Annotated in this window: 1 protein-coding gene; it reads left to right on the top strand. The window is 58.6% G+C overall.

All coding sequences use genetic code 11. The features are described from left to right. Positions 1-87 precede the first annotated feature (87 nt). The gene (locus tag EYS42_RS16980; RefSeq protein WP_130969395.1) at positions 88-330 is read left to right on the top strand and encodes a hypothetical protein; all 243 of its coding nucleotides are present in this window, start codon (positions 88-90) and stop codon (positions 328-330) included. Positions 331-333: the final 3 nt, after the last annotated feature.

Below are 333 nucleotides of genomic sequence, written 5' to 3'. Positions count from 1 at the left end.
GCTACATCCAGTTCTACAACCAGCACCGATTGCACTCCAGCATCGGATACATGCCACCGGCCGCCTTTGAACTCAGGCACCTAACGCATGCCGCTGTCCACTAAAGACGGGCAAGCACCCGCCAACAAGGCCCATGGCTTCGCCATTTTCATGGGCCTTGTTGGTGCCCTGCAGTCGCTGCGCTCCTTCCGGCGCCGCTTACCTTGGGCGTTAGGCCACTGTTTGGCTGGTCTCTGGAAGCATTATTCGGGCGTGTTTTGCAGCATCGCGCGTCCTGCTCCGCTCATCATGCGGGAATGGTTTGGCTGGCTTCGGTTGCTTCCTGGCTAATCA

The sequence above is a fragment of the Aquabacterium lacunae genome, assembly GCF_004310865.1.
GTDB lineage: Bacteria > Pseudomonadota > Gammaproteobacteria > Burkholderiales > Burkholderiaceae_C > Aquabacterium > Aquabacterium lacunae.
The sequence above is the reverse complement of the archived record's forward strand: the minus strand, read 5'-3'. Positions and strand labels throughout refer to the sequence as shown.